A 17913-nucleotide genomic window follows, 5' to 3' on the forward strand; every position below is an offset into this window, starting at 1 on the left:
ATAATGGAAAGCACGCCGTATTGACCAAGTTTAGGGCGGGTCTCCATCCACAGTCCCAGGGCAACTAACAGCAACAATACCGCAAGAATGGCGACTAAATTTTCGGCAGCTATTAGTGTATCCAATTCAGCAGACACCCGATTTCATTAAACCCCAGGGTCTCGACATGCCGACGCTACCTCCATACCTGCCTACAAACACGCAAAAAGTTTCCACCCAGAATGCCCTTCACCTGCTCATCGCTGTAGTTTTTGGCCAATAACCCTTCAACGATATGGGGGATGGCATCCGGCCCGGCAAACTTCACATCGAGGTATCCCTGGTCCGCTGGAAATTTGGTGGAGTGCCCGGCAAGTATTTCGTTCAGATAATCGGTATTGTCTACATAATCCAAACCGAAACCGACATGTTCCGCACCCACCAGCTCGGCAATATAATCGATCTGTTTGATGATAATGTCGGCAGACACATCATCCCCCGCTTTGCTCATAAAGGCACCCACGCCATTAACGCCGATGACACCACCGGTAGCGGCACAGGCCTTAATTTGGGCATCACTGATATTGCGACCATGCTCATTCAGTGCCAACGGATTGGAGTGAGAGTAGATCACCGGCTCTGTAGAAGCCTCGGAGGCTTCCAGTGTGGTTCGCTCGCCTGTGTGGGTCAAGTCCACTATCATTCCAACCTGATTCATCTTAGCCACCAGGTTGAGTCCAAATTTGCTCAGCCCGCAATCGGTGCGCTCGTGGCAACCGTCACCCACCAGGTTTTTATCGTTGTAAGCGAGCAACATCTGGCCAACACCTAACGAATAATACAACTCCACCATATCCAGGTTCCCAAGCAGCGGCATACTGCCCTGGAAGTTAAAATTAACCGCCAGTTTGCCGGTCGCTTTGGCCGTTTCCATTTCCACTACGGAATGGACTAGCGCAAAGCGCTCCGCCGTCGCCGGATTGATGTTGCAGTTAAAGATATTGCGGTAGCTGGCAATCATTTGAGTGGTTTTTTCGATCGAGGGAAAATGATCCAGTCCCACGGTAATTGAGACCCAGTCCACGCCATTGGCACGATAGCCATCCAGCACACTGAGCAAGTACTCCCCGTTGCTTTTAAACAGCCCATCAAACGGACAACCGGGCATCAAGATATCGGCCACAAAATTGTCTTCAATTAACGCCTTGGCGCGCTCAGAAACCTGATTCAAGGTGGATGGAAGTTTCATATTCAATAGTCTCAAAAGTTGTTCCGTTTGATCCGAAAAAATGTCTACTCAGATTATCGTCTTTATCCATGTCCTGTCCTGTCATCCCGAGCAAAGCCATTGTCATATCGGCCGATTTTCAAGCTATTGTTACCAATTTCGTGTGCTTTATTGCCAGAAATCAGCCAAAGTGATAACGTCAATAGATCTTGTAATAGCTATTCTGGAGCCAACGGTGCTATCCCCCCTTGAGCTGGAAAAACTGACACCTAGCGAAGACGGATACATTCCACTGTCACTCTGGCTGGAGACGCTGAAACAGGAAACGGAGCAAAAAGAGTTTTCACTCGGTCTGCAACAATTGCGCGAGGTACAACAACGTCAATTCCCCGCGTCCTTCTGGAGTGAAATGGTACCGCTGGAGCGGTGCGGTTTGATGTTTGCTTTTGAGGGGCTCTCAGATCACGACTTCGCCATTAACACTAGAATTGAGGACATGCTGGCCATTCGCATTACCCTGCAGGGGGAGTTTATCTACCATATACACGGGCACCGAAAATTTAACTTCGAGAGTTCTCGATTGACATTAGGCTGCTTCCCTGGAAGTCAGCGGGATACGACCTGGTACCAACAGGGTGTTGATTACCAGTTTATCAACCTGGGTGTTTCACGCGATCTGTTTTTGAAAAAATTTGATCTTGATATCGCTCGCCTCATCAACCCGCTGCGGAAATTTTTCCTGGACCTCAACCCGGAACCACTGCTGATCAGCATTCCGTTACCCGACTCCATCCGGGAGCTTGCCCGGCAGATCGTTGAGGCACCACGGGAGGGAAAAACCCGGCAGTTCCTGCTACAAATCAAAGGGCTGGAAATTCTCTGCTCCCTGGCGGACATTATGTACCGCTTGCCCAGTCAAGCAAGCACTACCATCCCCAAGTCGGAGAAATCTCTGGATGCCGTTGCAGAGATCATTCGTCAAGAGTACATATCGCCCCCCTCAATCGACCAATTGGCTGACCAGGTGAATATGAGCCGTTCCCACCTGACACACTCTTTTCGTCAGCACTTTGGTACCAGCATTATGGAGTTTGCACTGCAGCTTCGTATGATAAAGGCGCGAGAGCTGTTGCATTCCGGCCAACACTCCGTGTTGACCGTGGCACTAATGCTGGGTTACCAAAATCACGCCAATTTCACGCGCGCTTACCGCAAGCATTTTGGACATCCCCCCAGTGAGGATGTTGCTCGGTAGCATCGGTCGATGTACATCAACTAACTCTCAATCGAGCGACACCCTGCTTTCTAAAAGGCTGCTGTAAAATAAACATTCAGAACAACGAAAACTGATCCCCGGTCCTCGGCGGGGGTTGAAAGCGACTGCAATCTAATGTTGTCAGTGCTGAGCAATATACCAGTCAATATGCTGCTCCAGCACATCAAACGGCAAAATACCGAACTCCAGCAATTCATCGTTGAATTCCGCCAGGGAGAACTGCTCCCCCAGGGCCCGCTCAGCCTTGTTTCTCAGCTGCATCAGTTTCTGGTAGCCCAGGTGGTAACTGAGAATAAAACCCGGCAGGTCGAAACCGCTGAACAGGTTAATGTTAACCGCTTCCTGCTTTTTCTCCGGGCCAAAATAATAGGGCTCGTTATAAGCGTCCACCTCCCCAAAGGAGCTGCCCAGGAAATTAAACTGCACATCATTTACGGCGCTGGTCGCCATCATCAGGCGCCCTTCCAGGTGGTCATCAGCTGGCCACTCAACATGGCGCCCATGGGGTTGCTGGACAGTTGCCATGCACCATACTCTTCAAACAACCGATTGAGTTGCGCACTGTAATCCATTTGCTGTTTACTGGAAGAAGCCACATCAGGACTGCTTTCCATACTGCTCGCCGGGGGCTCCTCGTTACAACCGCCAATGGCCAGCATCAGGGATGCGGCTATGGCTGTTTTCTTTACGTCAATCATCATTGTTTGTTACTCGCCAGGTTTAACTTTTCAATCAGTGGCAGTACCACATGAGAAGGGTATTGTTCACCGTGGTGCACGGCATTTTCGGCTACCACCCACTCAGACTCGTCGTAGTTATTGCCACCGGTATTGAGGTTGCGCTCATAGCTTGGGAAATTACTGGAGGTCACCTGTAAACGAATCCGATGCCCGGCCTTAAAGTAGTTAGCGGTGACCATGTTAGTGAGTTTAATTTCATAAACCTCACCTTCGTTCATCAACACTTTTTTATCAAAACCCTCGCGATAGCGAACACGGAAGCCATCATCGCTGAGGTTGATGGCCTTGCCGTCGGGGTAGACGTCCACCAGCTTGACGTTAAAGTCGGTGTCTTTGGCATCAGAGGAGACATAGAGCACCACTTCAATGGGCCCTGCCACGGTCACACCTTTTTCGAGTACCGGCGTGGTGTAGGTCAACACATCCGCTCGCGCTTCGATATCCCGCTGGTCCACGGCCATGGCACTACTGCAACAGCCACCCCCACGGGTTGGAACCGGGTAGGACGGATCATAGATATAGTTATCTTTGCCGCTAACCTGGGACGGTTTTTGGGTGGTAAGTGCCCCGTCAGCCAGTCGATAACCCGCCTTGCCACTGCTGTTCAGGTAGTACTTGGTAAATTGGGTATTTTCCAATGGCCATTGATCGCCAGTTATCCAGCCTTGGTTCATCACATGCAGCTGTACCTTGGGCATTTTTTTCAGTTTGTCTTTTTTGCCTTTTAACTTGCCATCAAACCAATTTAGAAACAGCTCGGCATAGCCGTTATCACGCCCCATATAACGGGCATCACCCAGATTCAGGTCACCGAATTCCAGGTTGGCGAGGTGAGACTCTTCCAGAAGATCACAGTGGGGCCCGGAGCCCAGAATCAGGTATTGATCCGGGGTTTTCTGATCCTGCAGGTACTTAAACATGCGGCTCATCTCACCGGCGCCCACATCGTGCCAGGTGTTCAGGTGCAAGGCGGGAGTTTTCTGGGAGTGACCTACCCGCGCCTGATTTATACCGTCCCAGCGCTTATCACCAGGCGTCCAGGTGATGTATTTATCAAATGGTGTGAGTGCACCACCACCGGAGCGAATCACATTCATACTGGGCAGGGTTTTTACCAGCTCATCGTGTTGCTCTGTTTTTGCCGAGGTATCAATGGAGCGGCCATTCATCTGATAGAAGCGAGTCATGGGCTGCAGGGTAAAGCTGTTTCGCAGGCGCACCCGCTGTGCCTGGGTGGTATCCGGTGGCAATAGCAAGCGTTCACTGGTGGCCATATCGTTGTACCACCAGGCCCACAATCCCATTTGCGGAATACCGCCGCGATAGATGGCACCCTGTGTGTCATTGCCGGGGATATCGCCAATGGCGGTGCCGGAAGCCAGGGGCAGCATCGCCGCATGGGCCGGGTGTTTGGTATTGGCCATGGCCCACTGCTGCTCACCGGATGAAGAGCAGCCAAAGGTCCCTACCTTGCCGTTGGACCAGGGCTGTTCGCTGATCCATTCCAGGGTGTCATAACCGTCATGGGCGGCACCTTCCAGATAATCTTCAAAGTAACCCTCGGAAAACTGCCGCCCACGCTCACTCTGAATAACCACGGCGTAACCCTGCTGCAGGAATAACTTATCCCAATCGCCAAAATAGGCCCAATGGGTATTGTCCTTATGGTAGGGGGTACGCACCAAAACGGTGGGCAACTTGCCTTTGGCGCCTTTGGGCAACAGGACATCGGTGGAAAGCTGGGTGCCGTCGCGCATGGGTACAAAAATTTCTTTCTCCCAGGTGTAATCCTCGTACTGGGGTTGAGGCAGTTCCGCCAGGCTGGAACCTGTAACGGCAAGAGAAGCTGCCAATAAAACTGACCTAGTGCACTGTTTGAGTTTGGAAAACATATCCCCTCCAACTTGAAATATTTTAGTTATCTGTTGTGTGACGTATTAAGGGCGTTATTTGAGAAGCAAAACGTTATTTAGGTATCGCACTTAAGTACACCCTTCGCCTTTAACGTCCAGAGATAGACAATCACCGAAATCAGCACCACCCAATTGGTAATATCCATTGGCCCCATGGGAGGACGCTGTTCAGTGAAGATACCCGTATAGTTGCTAAGGCCAATCAAAAACATAATCCCAAACCAGTATAGACTGGCCACTTTCTGCTTCCAGGTGGTCATTACGGCCATTACAGAGACAATGCCTGCCACACCCATTAAAATCAGCTGAGTTGTGATCTCTCCTGAAATCACACCGGCAACAAATCCGAAAAGCTGGACACAGGCGATCAAACCAAAAAACAAAGCAATTACGGTCATTGGGATAGGTCGTTTCATATCTTCACTCTATTATTTTTTAACGGCATATAATAAGAAGAGCAGATTTGAATACAAATCCGCTCTTCTTGGTTAAATAAATTTTAGGATCTTGCGGAATAAACCAACTCAGTAACCCACAGGCCGACTGTCATTGTCCGGCGTCAGGGCCCATACCATAGACACTCCACCGTGGCGTTTACCAGTTTCCGGATCGATCTGCACGCCGACCCAGCCGCCTTGGGTTAGGTCATTCTCCACCAGCTCCAGGCCCATGGCATTGGCCTTTTCAACCACGGCCGGATCGAAGCGCCCTTCGGAGATAGTCTGTCGCCCCGTCAATCCGGTTGCCCCGAATTCAGGGGCACCAAAGGCCGGGACACTGGCCGCCTCGTCCGGCGTCATGCCAAAGTCCATAATTGAGTGCAGCGCCTGGATGGTCTTCTGGTGCAGACCCATGCCAATGGAGCCAAAGGCGAGGTAGGGCTTGCCGTCTTTCATCACCAGACCTGGGTTGGTGAGGTCTGGCAGGCGCTCGCCCGGTGTGACCGCCGCCATTTGCATTTGCTGGTGGGCACCGGAGTCGGGAACAGAAACACCGTCCACAAAGATACCGGTCATGCCCCAGCTGACGGTATTGATGGAGTGCACCATGCCCACCATATTGCCCCACTGGTCCACGGCGGCGATGGTATCGGAATGTACTGGCAGGGTTTGCGGCACCTTGGCAAAAGGGAAGTTTCCATCTTTCAAGCCCTTCCACAATGCTTTGCCATGGGACTTCTTCAACCGTCCTTCCAGTGTCATATCCAACCCGGGCATAACGTCAGCCAGATTGGGATACAGATAACCCGCCATACCTACGCGGGTTAATTGCGACAACCAGAACAGCGCCTCCGGTGACTCGGTATAATGGCCCAGTTCTTTCAGGTTTGCCGCCTCAAGCACATTCAGCGCCTCTGTGGTATTCACGCCGCCGATAGCAGGCATACCGTGGGAATAGACCTTGTAACCGTTGTAGCTACCCACAACGGGTTCACTCCAGATCACATCGTAATTGGCCATATCCTCCATGGTCATCTTGCCGCCCTCTTCCTGCACGGCCGCTACCATTTTCTCCGCCCACTCACCGGTGTACATATGGTCCACATTGCCATCACGGGCCAGCTTGCGCAGGGTTTTGGCCAGTTCAAGCTGCTTGAAGTTATCGTTTAACTGGTAAAAATTACCATCTGGTTTGGTAAACACCGCTTTGGTTTCCGGGCGACGGGAAACCACATTGGTGCGGAATGTCAGGTTTTGAACCAAGCCGGCATTAAAGGGAATACCCTCTTCGGCCAGTTTAATGGAGGGCTCAAACAAATCCGCAAAAGGCACCTTGCCAAAGCGCTGATGACCGGCTTCCACCCCTTTCATAAATCCCGGCACCATAGTCGCTCGACCGGATGGATTAAGCTCTTGAGACATCGGATTCACCAAGTCCATTCCTGGAATAGACATAGGATCATCTTCGCCCTTAACGGTATTGTACGAGGCGTTCATGTTGTAGACCTTGCCGGTCTCCGCATCGTAGTAGACCAGGGTCATAATGCCGGCAAAGCTCACCCAGTTACCGGCCGCCAGGGTCACCTGGGCCATGGCTGTGGCCAGGGCAGCATCCATGGCGGAACCACCCTGCTTGAGGATATCAACACCCGCCTCGATGGCCGCAGAGCCAGTGGTGCCTACCACCATTCCCTTGTCACCCACAGTGCCATCGGCAACGGCTTTGCTGGGCCCGGAGGCGCTACTATCTGACGCGGGCCCCTCTGTGCTCTGGCAGCCGTAAAGTGCCACCAGGCTGCCCAGGGTCAAAGCGGAAATGGCCCGACGAAAGCCATTGAATGGTTTTCTGCTGTTGAGGTGTCTATTTCTACCCATAATTGCCTCGATTCTATGTGTATTCTGGCAGGGAACCCTGTCGATGGGGTTTACCTGTACAACCCACAGTTTAAATCAGGCATCTTAATAGTGGTCGGGCTGAAAACACTAATTTTCGGGCTGAGTGCACTCCTGGATAGAATCGACAGGCTGGAAGCCTGACGACTTATAGGGTCGCGCTCAAACCGCCCTTCCCTTTTCCCTGGCGCACAAGGAAGGGTTAATCTTCACCATTATCGAAGAACACCTGAATATCCTGGCCCACGAAGCTGAACATGGCTGTATGGGATTAGAATCAACTCGGGAGAAATTTCGCAAGGCAATGTGAGGGGTGCTGAATTAGTTAGTGCTATTGATCGAATATTCCCGATTTTTTGGAAAACCATATCCGCACCTGATTGATACTGCTGCCATCATAAAAGAACAGCCGGTGCGGATATGATTATTCAACAAGACCTATTCACTTGTCAGCAGTAAGCCCGCAAGACTGGTAAATGCGCTTTTTCCGTGACTGATATGTGGGTAGATTCGCTTGGCTTCCTGCAAGGTAATTTGCATATCTTGAGTGGCAAACTGGTGAATAGCCTCTTTGCTGACGATTACCTCGTTCATATCTTGAACGCCCTCCACAAAAGCATCCTCATCCCATAAAGGTTGAGTGCCAATCCAGGTTTGTGGCACAGATTCAGAGGCAATGCGCTTTGCCTCTTTAAGGCTCAGTTTTTCAGGTACACCGATGCCGTAGCGATACCGTCCTACCACCCACAGAGGCAAACTGGCAGATAGGCTGACAATAGCAATTGATACTGCAGCTGTAAGTCCCAATAGAACCACCAATACTCCAGTGCGGTTAAAGCGATCAGCAAGCCTGCCCATCGGATGCTGCAATAAAATCCCGGCAAATACTAACGTTGACATAAATACGGATACCGCAAAGGTGGACACACCTAGGGCTTTGGCATAAATCGGGGCCAGATTAAATACCGTACCGATTGCACTGCCTGCACAGATGGCACCAATCATTGATGCCGGAGAAATCCGAAACAACTCAGCAATACTCATGGGGCTACTTAGACTGACTTTTGGATTCTCGGTTTTCACCAGAACTATTGGCATCAGTGCCAGACAACAGAGCATTGCGGCAATTAAAAATGCATCGCTAAGATCTTCACCGGCAACGTTTATCAGGAGCTGTCCGCCACCCATCGCCAAGTAAAAAGTGATTTGATGAAGTGCCAACAAGCGTCCGCGATTTTGATTACTGGTAAATGAGGCAAGCCAGCTCTCTATCACCACCAGCATAACCGCCGCAGCAATCCCGCTGAATAGTCGAAGTAACGCACAAAGATAGGCATTAATGGTAAAACTGTGCAGTATGGCTACGCAAGCGGCCAAGGCTGCAAACCCGGCAAAGGCGCGAATGTGCCCGACTCGGCTGATTACTTTTTTCCCCTGCAAAGCACCGACGATCAAACCAACAGAATAGAGTGCCATCACAGATCCAATTGCACTTACATCTACCTGCTGGGCGGCAAGATTCAGCGGAATTGTTATGCCGAGTAACCCTATTGCCTGCATCTGCGCAAACAGACTGACAAGCATGGCGGTGATGGTGACGCCCTTATTTGGGGCGGAGTTAAATTCAGACACTTGGTGTATAACGGAAGGAAAAGAAAATGAACAAGAAATATATGCCGAATTAAGCGAGGCAACAAGATGCCGAAATTGACCTGCGTCAATGGAAGTAACCCCCCCCTTATCAACTGAACACTAAAAATTACTCTTGCATAATTTTTTGTGAGGGAGGGATATTACTAGCTTAGATTCCGACACCTAAGGCCGACACCTGCGGAGAATATTTAATAACACTTGAGTACGCCGGAAGGCTTTCCCCATTAGCAATTCGCCACAGAATTCAAAAAGAGTTAAACCGCCGTTAGAAGAGTGCTGAACGTTGATATATTGGACAGCACTACACCTTTGCGGAAATTACAGTTAAACCGAAGTTTCCGGATTTACTCTAACTATGAGAAATATGCACCGATTTAGTCTGCATAAATACTTCAAAAGCATCCCGGCCCAGCTCCCGGCCAAATCCGCTTTGTTTATAACCACCCCAAGGCATCTCAAGGCGCTCACTGCCATAACCATTAACCCAGAAGGAACCAGAACGAATACGCCGAGCCGCTTTTAAAGCACCGTTTATATTCTCCGTCCAGATACCGGCACCCAAGCCGTATTCAGTATCATTGGCCAGCTCAATCGCCTCTTCCAGGCTGGAAATCTTCATCACACAAGCGACAGGTCCAAAGATCTCTTCACGAGCAATGGTCATTGATGGTTTCACATCAGCAAATACCGTTGGCCCAAGATAAGCACCTTTTTCCGGCATGCCTTCGCGACCATCCAGTAACAACTCAGCGCCTTCATCACTGCCGATTTGAATATACTGCAGCACTCGCGCCAAGTGTTCCGGTCCAATCATGGGGCCGAGTTCGGTCTCTTCCGAATCCGGATCACCCAGCTTCATGGTGCGAGCTACGGCAATCATTTTTTCTACGAAACTGTCATACACGTTCTCATGCACCAACAAACGAGAACAGGCGGTACATACCTGGCCGTTGTGCCAGAAAATACCAAAGGCCGCATCGCTGGCCGCTTTATCAATATCGGCATCATCCATAATAATCAACGGCGATTTGCCACCCAGCTCCAGGTGCAGAGGCTTGACCCTCTCCGAAGCGGATTTCATCACCAGGCGACCACTGTTTGAGGAGCCGGTAAACGAGACCGCATCAATACCCGGGTCGCCGGTTAGCACATCGCCAATTTCGCTGACTTCACCTACCACTACATTGAATACCCCATCGGGTAATCCAGCCTCTTTTAACAGCGGGCCAGCTTCCAGTGCCGTAGCGGCGGTTTTTGAATCGGGCTTGACCACTACCGTGCAACCGGCGGCCAATGCCGGCCCCAACTTCCAAGCCAATTCGCCAATGGGAAAGTTCCACGGCAATATCAAGCTCGCCACACCCACCGGCTCGCGCAGGGTCAACCCCATGCGGCTGTCGCCAAAGTGATGCGCGTGCCCGCTCAAATCGCGAGCCAGACCAGCAAAGTAACGGAAGGTAGTGGCAGCGGATTGAATAAAAGAGCGTCCGTATTTTATCGGTGTACCGTGGGTTATCGACTCCAGTGCGCCCAAACGCTCCTGATGCTCCATCAAAAGATCCGCAAATTTAAACAACACCTCGGCGCGATCGGCGGCATCCGATTCAGACCACACACCGCTATCGAACGCGGAGCGAGCTGCGGCAACCGCCTGCTCTGCCTGGCTGCGACTGGCTTGCTCAAAGCGAGCCACTGGCTGCTCATGGGCAGGACTGAGACGCTCAAATACACCGTCGCTTCCCGCCTGCCACTGACCATTGATATACAACTGATAACTGGGAATTTCGCTAGTAGTCATCTTAATTTCCTAATTCTTCCAACTGGCTTTTACCAGGTCACTGGCTTTTTCACCGATCATAATAGACGGCGCATTGGTATTGCCGCTGACGATGGTCGGCATAATGGAGGCATCCGCGACCCGCAACCCGCTAACGCCGCGAACACTGAGTTCTGGCGATACCACCGCCATCGAATCACTCTCAGGCCCCATTTTGCAGGTGCCCACCGGGTGGTATGCGGTACCGGCATTGGCCTTAATGTGCTCAACAATAGCTTCATCACTACCCAACGCCATATCCGGGAACCGCTGTCCTTTACGATAAGGTTTAAAAGCGTCACTGGTTAATAACTGCTTCACCACTTTGACCCCATCAACCAGAGTTTTCAGGTCTCCCTCTTGAGTCAAGAAACAGGGGTCAATCGCCGGCGGCACCATCGGGTCTGCAGCAGCGAGTCGCAACTGCCCACGGCTGTTGGGTCTGAGCACACAGGCGGTCAATGTAAACGAGTGGCCGTAGTTAAGTGAACGACCATTATTGGACGCATTACCAGAGAGAAAGTGGAACTGGACATCCGGCGCGTCCTCTTCAGGATTGGTGCGAATAAAACCCCCGCCTTCGACCACGTTTGAGGCAAACACACCCCGCCGACCACCTGCAAAGTATTGCCATACCCCCTTTATGGCGCGGGGCATAAACTGGGGGGATATGCCCAGGCCAAATCCGGGTTTGGCGTGGAAAGACATGCCCACATCGATATGGTCCTGGAAGTTTTGTCCTACACCCGGCACATCGGCCACTTGGGCAATACCCATTTCCTGCAGATGCTCTGCCGGACCAATACCTGATAGCAACAACAGTTGTGCGGAACCGACAGCTCCAGCACTCAGAACCACTTCGCGGGTCGCCTCAACAGTTTTGGTGACGCCATCCTGACGGTACTCAACACCACTGGCCCGGGGCAGGCCTTCTTGACCGTCAAACATCACCCGACTGACGTGCGTACCTGTGATTACTGTCAAATTGGGACGGCTTTGGGCAGGCTCGATAAAGGCACGTGCCGAGCTGCAGCGCTCACCATTAACCTGGGTAACCTGATAAGGTGCAAACCCTTCCACATTGGCATGATTAAAATCATCAACCACCGGGTAACCGCACTCCCTGGCAGCGTCCAATAAAACTTCAGTAGGCCTTTCCACGTGGCGCAATCTCGACACACTCAATTCACCGCCAACACCGTGATATTCCGATTCACCGTCTTGATGATCTTCTGACTTTTTAAAATAAGGCAGCACATCGTCATACCCCCAACCGAAATTACCCTGAGCGGCCCAGTTGTCGTAATCCGGTTTAAAGCCACGAATATAAATCATGGAATTAATCGCACTGCCGCCACCCAAACCTCTTCCGCAGGGCTGATAAATAGCGCGATTATTCAAATTGGGCTGCTTTACCGTATAGCGATCCCAATTGCGTTGCGGATCACCCATCAAGGCATGCAGCATTAGGGGAATGCGCCCCTTTCGCGACTCTTTGGGGCCGGCCTCCAACAGGCAGACCGTTACCGATGGGTCTTCGCTCAGGCGATTGGCCACAACACAACCCGCGGAACCACCGCCGACAATCACATAATCAAACTTTTTGACGTCGCTCATAATCAGTCTTCGTTATTGCTAGATTTATTCACCGTTTTGAACTGGCATCTTGCCAGAATCATTTTTATCCCAACCATGGCCATTAAACGGGTCCACTCCCAGTTGTTGCATAACGTAGGGAAAATCCACATTGACCCAGTTGTCGACAATTTTGCCATCTACTACTTTCCAGAAATCCATATAACGAATTTCCACCCGTTTGTGGGTTGGCTCTATGCCCATAAACGTACCGGTGTGCACCGCTTCCTGACGACCAAATGCCGCACACCACTCCCCTTGGGTAATGCGCGCTTCGTCAATACAGACTTTATCTGAAAATGCCGCTTGGAATGGACGCTGCCAGTTGCCCTGGAACTCTTTCAAACCCTGTTTGAAGCCACAACCGGCATTACCCATCCAGCGGAAGGATTCGCTGAAAAAGCGCCCCATATTGTCGATATCGTGATCGTTCAAACCATCCACCATGGCCTCGATGGTGTCGAGGGTTTGCTGGGTTTTGGTCAGGTCATTATCTCGTGTGAGGACGGCCTGCTCGGGACGGGAACCTTTCATCTTTATCACTCCTTCAGGTGAGACCTAATAACTATTTAAAGTAAAAACTTACCCGACTAAGCGTAATCGCTTGGTGTACCGATCTACCATGGTCGGACACACCGACTTTATGTGTATTTGCACCTTCAACAACAATTCGCATCCACTAGAGGGAGCCCGATAAACTGTTGCGAATATTGATGCGGTATTGACTGGGGCTCTCGCCAGTTTCAGCGCGAAAGGTCTTACTAAAATGAAACTAATCGCAAAACCCCACCGATTTGGCAATTTCAGCAATGGGCCGATCGCCATACACCAGTTTCGACATGGCAAGCTCCAAGCGCTTTCGATTGACATAACGCAACGGCGACGAGCCAACCACCTGTTTGAACAACCGGGAAAAAGCATTGCGAGATAACGCACAAGCGGCAGCCAATACCTCAACCTTTAGCGCCGCATCTAACTGGTTCTCGATCAGCTCCAGTGCGGGCAGGATGCGATTGACCTGCAAAAGTCGCAGTTCTTTATCGGGCAGCGCTTGTGAGACGGAAAGTATCTCGTAGAACAGTCGAAAAGAGGCGCAGCGTTTCAGGGCGATATTATTTAGGTTCGGTGTACTTTTGTACTCCTCCAGAGTCGCCGTCAACTCGTCAGCACAACGCATTATCGCCTCGGCCTGGTGAGCAGGCACCACCATCGGCACCTCATAAAACGACAGTACATCCAAATTGTGGAACAGGGTGAAATCGATATGTAGACCGTCGGCGATGGTTGCTCTGTCCACTACCAGCCGATGGCGGGAACCGGCCGGTATCAGTAGCACCTCGCCAGCACCCGCGCGCACGGAATCAACTTGCGCAGCGTCAAAAATACACTGGTACTCCCCTTTCCTGACGGTAAGCACAACCATAAACGGCAGCACCCGCCACTCGGTAGGGATACAGTTACTACTATTGTGGCCAGACCAATAAATGTGTGATTGCAGCGAACGCTCAATCAACTCAACGACAGCGCTATTGAGCGTCATCACATCACGACTTGTTGACCTACTTTGCATAGAGTCACCGCTTTCGGACCCACAAATATTACGGATTCACAACCTTCTTGGTTCGCTCCAGAACATCCAGCCCTTGCTGTTTCAACCACCAGGGAAGATCGATCAGCACCCAGTTTTCCGCCAACTTGTCACCCTCGCGGCGATAAATGTCCACCACTCGCATATCGGCCTTTACATCACTGGCTGGCAACCCCAGAAAACCGCCGATGGGTGTATTGGTCAAATTGGGCCAACCAAAGAATCCGGCGTAATTTCCCTCGGCAAAACGAGCCACATGGCCATTAAACATTTTGCCAGATAGGCCCGTACGGAAGGGGCGCTGGTGCTGCTCTTGATAACGGGGAATGGAATAGGTGGCACCGATGCCGGCAGGGCCATACCAGATCATATCCTCCCGCCAGGTTCGTGCCAGGTATTCTGGAGGGCAGATATCCTCTCCACTCAGATTGAGCTGATTAAGGTCATCCACCATGCGATTAAGTAACGCCAGAGTCTCCACCCCTTCTTCCGGAGCCTGGTCCTCAAACAGCATGCCGTCATGGGTACGCGGCCCAGGATAGACAAACGAGGCACCGGTCTGGGGCGGCAGTGGATTGATGCCCGCCTGATGCATAACCCCGATAATGTCACAGAAAAAACCACTGCGAATAATCTTGCCATCCTTAACGCAGTTAAAGTCTGCATAACGCAAGAAAGTCATTTTGTGAGTCGCGGGAATACCCAGCCAATCCTGATCCAGCAGGCCCAGAAAATGCCCCATACTGACCACCCACACACTGCCATCAGCTTCATAGTGTGCTTGACGATCTATATCTTCTGGCCAGGGCTGTTCCTTGCCATCCTGATGTAAATAAACATCATTGCGGCCGGCAAAAAAGACATCCTCCCGCCGCTGTAGCGGTGACCAGGATTGCAGCAACGGCTTCCAAAAGACCTCGGCTACCGCTTCACTGCCTTGCTGTTCGTTAAAAGGGTGGACCCCATTCCATTGGTAATCATCACTGGTGTATTTGGCAAGCACAGGGCCAACCGTATCCTCAGTAGCGGACTCCAGATCCCGATAGTAGTCACGAATCAGTGCCTTACTGCTCTCGTATTCACTCATGCCATCTCCTCCGAACGGGCGATCAGGTCCACCCCCATTTGATCGAACAAATGTAAGTAGTCCAACAATACCCAGTTCTCCATGATTTTATGATCTGCACAACGATAGAAATCCATCACTCGCAGCGTCAACGCTTTTCCTGTGGCGGGAACCCCAAGATACTCACCTTGGTGAGTCATGGTCATGGAGGGCCAGCCACTCACTGCGGCGTAATTGCCATCGCCAATACGGCAGTAGTGGTTGCCGCCCACGCGATCGGGGAATGCGGTCAAGAATGCCGCCCGGTGATCCTTTTCAAACCCCTCCCAGCGGTAGTTCGCGCCTATACCCGCCGGCCCGTACCACAGCATATCGTCGTGCCAGTAACCTTCGTCACCGGTCTGCCCCTTGGATGTAAAGGTCTCCGGGTCATACTCTTTCAAATCCCCCAACATCCCTTCCACTAGATCCAGGCTGGCTTCACTGTTTTCCGGATTGCCAGGAATAACACCATCATGAGTTGCCGGGTTTGGGAACAACATTTCCGTTCCCAGCATATGAGGCAGCGGGAATCGACCCGCCTGACGCATCAGGTCGAGAAAATCAATGATCAACTTGGCCTCGGCGATACGGCCGTTTTCCATTCGATAAAATTCCCCCGCTCGCAGAAATGCCAAGCGATCACTCAAGTATAAGACGCATAAACCCCCTATTCCCCCCCCGCTTAGTATACTTCGCCTAAAAGACCACTTTCCCGCCATTAGATCGCCCCTAAATTTTCGGTATTTCCCACATCACTTGTGGAATATCATGCCAATTTGCGCCGATATCGCGCTCAAACCGCCCTTCCCTTTTCCCTGGCGCAACGAAACCCCTGACGCACTAGCTTCGAGGAGCATCATCTCAGCAATTGCAAAGACATCACTGAAACAAATCCGCCTGAGGAGGACCCCGAGGCAATCCGGGTGAATCACTAGCCTCTCGCTCGTGCTTCGCCTTCTCGTGGTCCAAAATCTTCTTGATAACGACCGGGTACCCAATGCACTCGCTACGCTCACGGGGCAAGCTTTCCTCAATACAAGCAATCACCTTTACCCGACCTCCACAGCTTGCACAGGTTTCAATATCTATGTTGAATACCCGTTTCAACCGCTGAGCCCAACGCATAGCCCGGTGACGCTCTTCGGGCGCCTTGTCCAACCAATCCTGCCCGCTGTGACTGCTGCCGTTGGCAGCATTTGTTCTGCTCCCACACTTCCCACCTCTACCCCGACCTGATGGCGCGATCTCGCCACGATGCTTGGCATTGGGAGCCAGGACCCCGTGGTAGCGGATCAGGTTCACTCGGGGCTTGGGTACCAGCGCAGCCAGCCTGGCGACAAAGTCCAGAGGATCAAGGATAATGTGCGTCGTACCATCTTTATACGGTGTCTTCAGGTGATAGCGAATCTGCCCCTGAGCCGTGAGTGTCAAGCGTTTCTCTGACACGGGCGGTCGCGTGATATAACGGCACAACCGCTCGATCTTGTCTCGCTGCTTTGCGCTTGCCGCCACACCAGCGTGCAGGGAAAATCCATTCACCTTGGCCGCTTGGCTCAGGCAATCCCACTCGTCCAGCGGCGGGAGCGTTTTGAGCATCAGCGCTTTGCGCCCTGCCTGAGGGCCAACGGCGATCCGATAGTTCACGGAGTGGCTTTGTAAGTGGCGCAAAGTGGCCGTCTCTTCATTCTCGTCAAAGAAATCCTCGCCTGCCAGGTAGGTGGACTCCTCGTCCACCACCAGCAAGCCCTGGCGCACCAGGGCCTTGGCAACACGCTGGCTGATGCGTTGCAACAACTGGGTTAGTTCACGCTCGCTGGGGGCCTTTATCGGATGAAATTTCAGGTAACCGGAACGAGCGTCCTGCACATAGACGCCATCGAGCATTAGGGTGTGATAGTGGAGATTGAGATTGAGCGCCGAGCCAAATCGTTGCACCAGCGTGACCGCGCCGGTGTGTGCCTCTCTGACGCGATATCCCGCGCGCCGAATCAGAAAGCTGGAGATCGCTCGAACCACCACTTGCAGCACCTTGCTCATGGCCTCTGAGTTGTGGGCCAGGAGCAACCGCAATGGGATGGGTACGCTTAACACCCATTGGCGAACGGGCACCTTGGGCAAGATCTCGTCGACCAGCAGTGCCGCGCTGTCGGCCATGCGCCGTGCACCACAGCTGGGGCAGAATCCGCGCTTCTTACAGCTGAACGCCACCAAGCGTTCAAACCGGCAGCTATCGCACTTTACTCGCAAAAAACCATGCTCAAGGCGTCCGCACTCGAGGTAGTCCTCGAACTCAGCTCTCACATAAGCCGGCAATGTTCGGCCCATGGATGCCAGATGATCGAGAAAGGTGGGATAGTTCTCTTCGATCAGCCGGTAGAGCAGTGTGCTCTCGGGGCGATGGCGCTCGTACTGCCGCCCTTCACCCCTATGAGTGAGTTCTGGCTCCAACATGCTGAAATCCATTTCGGCAGTGAGTATGGGGAGATGGAATGTGACGGCGAATACGCTAGCGCAAAAGAGAAGCTTAAGTTTGAGTTTTTGCGCAATTGGCCTTCAAAACGGAAGGAAAAAGATTGACTTCAGACTTTCTTCTGGAGCAACTGCTACCTGTTGCCGCAATTAATAGTGACAGCGTTCTCGGCGG

15 protein-coding genes and 1 pseudogene are annotated in these 17913 nt (G+C 51.9%); 1 reads left to right on the top strand and 15 read right to left on the bottom strand.

All coding sequences use genetic code 11. The features are described 5' to 3' along the window. Positions 1–175: 175 nt before the first annotated feature. On the bottom strand, positions 176–1228 hold the full coding sequence (locus tag HBA55_RS36530; RefSeq protein ID WP_167001061.1) for a dipeptidase: 1053 nt from the start codon (positions 1226–1228) through the stop codon (positions 176–178). Between the two features lie 214 nt (positions 1229–1442). Between HBA55_RS36530 and HBA55_RS38140 the strand changes: the two genes are divergently transcribed. Beyond that, entirely contained in the window at positions 1443–2462 is a 1020-nt protein-coding gene (locus tag HBA55_RS38140; protein ID WP_167001063.1) for a helix-turn-helix domain-containing protein, read from the top strand. Positions 2463–2603: 141 nt separating this feature from the next. Here the strand turns inward: HBA55_RS38140 and HBA55_RS36540 are convergent, their stop codons facing one another. The 14 genes and pseudogenes from HBA55_RS36540 to HBA55_RS36605 all read right to left on the bottom strand — a co-directional run bounded on the left by HBA55_RS36540 (position 2604) and on the right by HBA55_RS36605 (position 17720). Continuing rightward, positions 2604–3008 carry a DUF885 family protein gene (locus tag HBA55_RS36540; protein ID WP_167001065.1) on the bottom strand — a complete coding sequence of 135 codons (405 nt, stop codon included), beginning with the start codon at positions 3006–3008 and terminating at the stop codon, positions 2604–2606. Next, positions 2936–3184 carry a hypothetical protein gene (locus HBA55_RS36545; RefSeq protein ID WP_167001067.1) on the bottom strand — a complete coding sequence of 83 codons (249 nt, stop codon included), beginning with the start codon at positions 3182–3184 and terminating at the stop codon, positions 2936–2938. The genes HBA55_RS36540 and HBA55_RS36545 overlap by 73 nt, the downstream gene beginning before the upstream one ends. Further along, a complete protein-coding gene (locus HBA55_RS36550; RefSeq protein ID WP_167001070.1) occupies positions 3181–5076 on the bottom strand; it encodes a CocE/NonD family hydrolase in 1896 nt (631 codons plus the stop codon). Before HBA55_RS36550 ends, HBA55_RS36545 begins: the two co-directional genes overlap by 4 nt. 116 nt (positions 5077–5192) lie before the next feature. Then, positions 5193–5552, bottom strand: a complete 360-nt coding sequence (locus tag HBA55_RS36555) for a hypothetical protein (RefSeq protein ID WP_167001072.1) — start codon at positions 5550–5552, stop codon at positions 5193–5195. Between the two features lie 108 nt (positions 5553–5660). Beyond that, positions 5661–7451, bottom strand: a complete 1791-nt coding sequence (locus tag HBA55_RS36560; RefSeq protein WP_167001074.1) for a gamma-glutamyltransferase — start codon at positions 7449–7451, stop codon at positions 5661–5663. Between the two features lie 456 nt (positions 7452–7907). After that, the gene (locus HBA55_RS36565; RefSeq protein ID WP_167001077.1) at positions 7908–9101 is read right to left on the bottom strand and encodes an MFS transporter; all 1194 of its coding nucleotides are present in this window, start codon (positions 9099–9101) and stop codon (positions 7908–7910) included. Between the two features lie 370 nt (positions 9102–9471). After that, complete coding sequence (locus HBA55_RS36570; protein ID WP_167001084.1) at positions 9472–10920, bottom strand: aldehyde dehydrogenase family protein; 1449 nt, start codon at positions 10918–10920, stop codon at positions 9472–9474. A gap of 9 nt (positions 10921–10929) precedes the next feature. Continuing rightward, entirely contained in the window at positions 10930–12555 is a 1626-nt protein-coding gene (locus HBA55_RS36575) for a GMC family oxidoreductase (RefSeq protein ID WP_167001086.1), read from the bottom strand. A 24-nt stretch (positions 12556–12579) separates the two neighbouring features. After that, the gene (locus HBA55_RS36580; RefSeq protein WP_167001088.1) at positions 12580–13107 is read right to left on the bottom strand and encodes an ester cyclase; all 528 of its coding nucleotides are present in this window, start codon (positions 13105–13107) and stop codon (positions 12580–12582) included. Positions 13108–13252: 145 nt separating this feature from the next. Then, positions 13253–13345 (bottom strand): annotated as a pseudogene (locus tag HBA55_RS38290) (AraC family transcriptional regulator); the annotation flags it as partial. Continuing rightward, the gene (locus tag HBA55_RS36590; protein WP_167001090.1) at positions 13346–14143 is read right to left on the bottom strand and encodes a helix-turn-helix domain-containing protein; all 798 of its coding nucleotides are present in this window, start codon (positions 14141–14143) and stop codon (positions 13346–13348) included. Between the two features lie 28 nt (positions 14144–14171). Then, entirely contained in the window at positions 14172–15248 is a 1077-nt protein-coding gene (locus tag HBA55_RS36595; protein WP_167001092.1) for an ester cyclase, read from the bottom strand. Beyond that, positions 15245–15871 (bottom strand): ester cyclase, encoded by a 627-nt coding sequence (locus HBA55_RS36600; RefSeq protein WP_206020126.1) that lies wholly within the window; start codon positions 15869–15871, stop codon positions 15245–15247. The genes HBA55_RS36595 and HBA55_RS36600 overlap by 4 nt, the downstream gene beginning before the upstream one ends. 277 nt (positions 15872–16148) lie before the next feature. Beyond that, complete coding sequence (locus tag HBA55_RS36605; RefSeq protein WP_206020127.1) at positions 16149–17720, bottom strand: transposase; 1572 nt, start codon at positions 17718–17720, stop codon at positions 16149–16151. Positions 17721–17913: the final 193 nt, after the last annotated feature.

The sequence above is a fragment of the Pseudomaricurvus alkylphenolicus genome (assembly GCF_011683955.1).
In the GTDB taxonomy this organism is placed as follows: domain Bacteria; phylum Pseudomonadota; class Gammaproteobacteria; order Pseudomonadales; family Cellvibrionaceae; genus Pseudomaricurvus; species Pseudomaricurvus alkylphenolicus.